3 protein-coding genes are annotated in these 3,127 nt (G+C 50.8%); 2 read left to right on the top strand and 1 reads right to left on the bottom strand.

Annotation, left to right across the window (positions count from 1 at the left end):
- The first annotated feature begins 431 nt into the window (after positions 1–431).
- Together abc-f and arfB are read left to right on the top strand one after the other, a co-directional pair.
- Complete coding sequence (gene abc-f, locus AC3DOM_RS07420; RefSeq protein ID WP_487918400.1) at positions 432–2,435, top strand: ribosomal protection-like ABC-F family protein; 2,004 nt, start codon at positions 432–434, stop codon at positions 2,433–2,435.
- A 94-nt stretch (positions 2,436–2,529) separates the two neighbouring features.
- Positions 2,530–2,928, top strand: a complete 399-nt coding sequence (gene arfB, locus AC3DOM_RS07425) for an alternative ribosome rescue aminoacyl-tRNA hydrolase ArfB (protein WP_487918401.1) — start codon at positions 2,530–2,532, stop codon at positions 2,926–2,928.
- 39 nt (positions 2,929–2,967) lie between these two features.
- Here arfB and AC3DOM_RS07430 read toward each other — a convergent pair.
- Positions 2,968–3,127, bottom strand: a 160-nt coding sequence (locus AC3DOM_RS07430; protein ID WP_487918402.1) for a cation transporter dimerization domain-containing protein, incomplete at its 5' end; no start/stop codon positions are given.

The raw sequence follows: 3,127 nt of genomic DNA on the forward strand, positions 1-3,127 counted from the left end.
CTAAAGTCGGCTACGCCTTCAGAGATGGTGTGTCCGCTTTCGCGAAGCATTGTTCATCCAGCTTGACTGGACCTTTTAAGGTAGCGGGCTTTTGCTCTTAGCATGAATGTTTATCTTGTACCCTAAAGGGCATAATGCCCCGAATGGGGTACGTCCATGCGGTGAGAGTTTTAAACTTCTTCAATGGGATTTGTTGGTCATCTAGAATGGGAATTTAACAGATATAGTCAAAAAATGGGAGGCGATGAGAATATGATCTATTTCTCCAATTAGGGTAAACCACTCAAACTTTTTGACCTTCCAACTCGCTAACCTTCCAACCCTTAAGCAAGTATAATCTTCCCCGCAGAAAAACCACTCACTCATCACTTTTTACGCCATCTTTCTTCTTTCATCTTTCTGCTCAACTACTCTCTTTTCTCTAATTATCTATGTCTCTTTTAATCGCCTCCAACCTCTCACAATCTTTCGGCCATGTTGATATCTTCAGCGGGCTGAATTTCACCATCGAACACGGCTCAAGAATGGCGCTTGTCGGGCCGAACGGCGTCGGCAAGACGACCTTGCTGCGCATCCTGATCGGAGATGATTCCCCTTCGGAAGGACGCGTGACCCGCGCAAAAAAGCTGCGCGTCGGCTATCTTCCACAGTCGAAGGATTTTCATTCGGATGGCACGGTTTGGGATGAATGTCTCGCCGTTTTTGCGGAGGTCCAAAAACAGGGCGAGGAACTCGCCCTTCTCGCCGAACAGATGGCAAATGAGCCCGAATCAAGCCAAATACTGGAGCACTACGGGGAACTCCAGGCTGCCTTCGAGCTGCGTGGTGGCTACACCTACGAGACGCGCATCCGCCAGGTTCTCTCCGGTTTGGGATTTGACGAATCGGATTTTGAGATGCCCATCGACCATCTATCTGGCGGCCAGCGGACACGGGCCTACCTTGCCAAATTACTCCTCTCTGAACCGGATGTGCTCCTGCTCGATGAGCCGACCAATCACCTCGACATCGCCGCCGTTGAATGGCTGGAGGCCTATCTCAGCAAATGGGATGGTGCCGCCCTGATCGTTTCGCATGACCGCTATTTTCTCGACCACGCCGCCAACGGCATTTTGGAGATGACCGCTGCAGGTGTGGAGACATATCGAGGTAATTACAGCCATTACGTGGGTCAGCGAGTGGAACGTTGGGATCGCCGTCAGAAGGTTTTCAAAGCCGAAAAAGAAAAGCTGCTTAAGGAAGCCGAATATATCAAAAAGCATATCGAGGGCCAGCGTGTTTCACAGGCGCGTGGCAAATTGCGCCGCCTGAGCCGGATTGTACAGGCCATCGAACAGGTTGGTATGGATGCGGTCATCAACAGAAAATGGAGCCAGGTCAGCCAGGATATTCATGTGGCCACCAGCGATCTCAGCCCCGACGAGGCTGAAAAGCGTGTACGCTCTTTGCGCCTGCCCGATCATCGCCCGCCGCAACTTCATTTGCAATTACGTGCTAATAAACGCTCTGGCGAGATGGTTATCCGCAGTTATGATCTCCGGATCGGCCACGAGGGCGAAACCCTTTTCAGTGCCCCCGATATCGAATTGCATCGCCGTGAATGTGCCGCGTTAATCGGCCCAAATGGTGCCGGAAAAACGACCTTTATCAAAACCATCCTTGGTCAAATCCCACCTGTTGCAGGCGAGGTTGAACTTGGGGCCTCGCTGGAAATTGGCTATTTTTCACAGGCGCACGAGGGGCTGACTGAAAAAAACACCCTTATGGATGAAATCGGCTCAGTTTCGCCCATGTTGCCCGGTGCTATGCGCGAATATCTTGGCAAATTTCTTTTCTCTGGCGACGATGTTTTCAAGCAGGTATCCACCCTTTCTGGCGGTGAGCGCGGTCGATTGGCTCTTGCCAAACTCGCCTTGCAGGATACAAATTTGCTCCTGCTCGACGAGCCGACCAACCATCTCGACATCCCCGCACAGGAAATTATGCAGCAGGTTTTGGATGCCTACAAGGGGACGATCTTGCTCGTCACCCATGATCGTTATCTGATCGATGCACTGGCCTCCCAGATCTGGGAAATTGAGATGGGTGCCTCGCGTTTGTCGGTCTATGAGGGGACCTATTCCCAGATGCGTCGTGAGCAGGAGAAGGAAGCGGCACGCCTCGCGCTTGAGCTTGCCACCGCCAATGGAACAGTGGATTCATCCCGCAGATCGCGCCGTGATCCCGTCCAAAAAGAAGAGCGTCGTCGACTTGCATACTTACAGGAAGTGGAAAATAAAGTTGCTACCCTTGAATCCCGTTTAGCAGAATTGGGAGCAAAACTATCAAATCCCCCTGATGACTCTGACGCATTGCGCAAATTGGGCGAAGAATATACCCAGGTGCAAGATGAGATGGACGAGATGCTAATTGAGTGGGAAGAGTTGGCAAAATAAAAAGATGCACCACAAAGATACGAAGGACACAAAGAATTGCTTTGTGGTCACGAAGAAAAACTCTGTGCCCTCTGTGTCTTCGTGGTGAAAAATTATGAGAATCCCCCCAGAATCACTCTCCTTTGAATATTTCCGTGCCTCTGGCCCCGGTGGACAAAACGTCAACAAGGTTTCAACGGCTGTCCGCCTGCGCTTTGACGTGGCATCTGCGGGATTGGCAGGCGATGTAGCTGCGAGACTATCTCTGTTGGCTGGAAAAAGAATGACCGAAGAAGGCATTCTGATCATCGAAGCCAGCCGCTTTCGGACACAAGAGCGCAATCAGGCTGATGCCCTTTCCCGTCTGGAAACCTTGCTCCTTCGCGCCGAAAAACCGCCAAAGAAAAGACACAAGACACGCCCAACGAGGGCATCCATGAGAAAAAGGGTGGAAGGAAAAAAGAAAAGAGGAAAGATAAAACGCTTGAGGGGAAAAGTTGGAAGGGATGAGTGAGAAGGGCTATCAACGAGTTCCGAATATCGAATCTCGTTTTTACCTATCCAGATAAATATCCTCATGCGAAAGCTTATCCTCGATCGGCTCAAGATGCGTAAAGGCGACTGAGTTCTGCACCACAGCACGGATCTCGTTCTCAATATCCTCAGCAATATGATGCGCGTCGTGAACGGTCAGTTTTCCAGGAACGAGGACA

The sequence above is a fragment of the Candidatus Desulfolinea nitratireducens genome (genome assembly GCF_982879505.1).

Excerpts from the sequence above, each read along its gene's own strand:
- abc-f (WP_487918400.1), top strand. The coding sequence starts at position 432 with ATGTCTCTTTTAATCGCCTCCAACCTCTCACAATCTTTCGGCCATGTT.
- arfB (WP_487918401.1), top strand. The coding sequence starts at position 2,530 with ATGAGAATCCCCCCAGAATCACTCTCCTTTGAATATTTCCGTGCCTCT.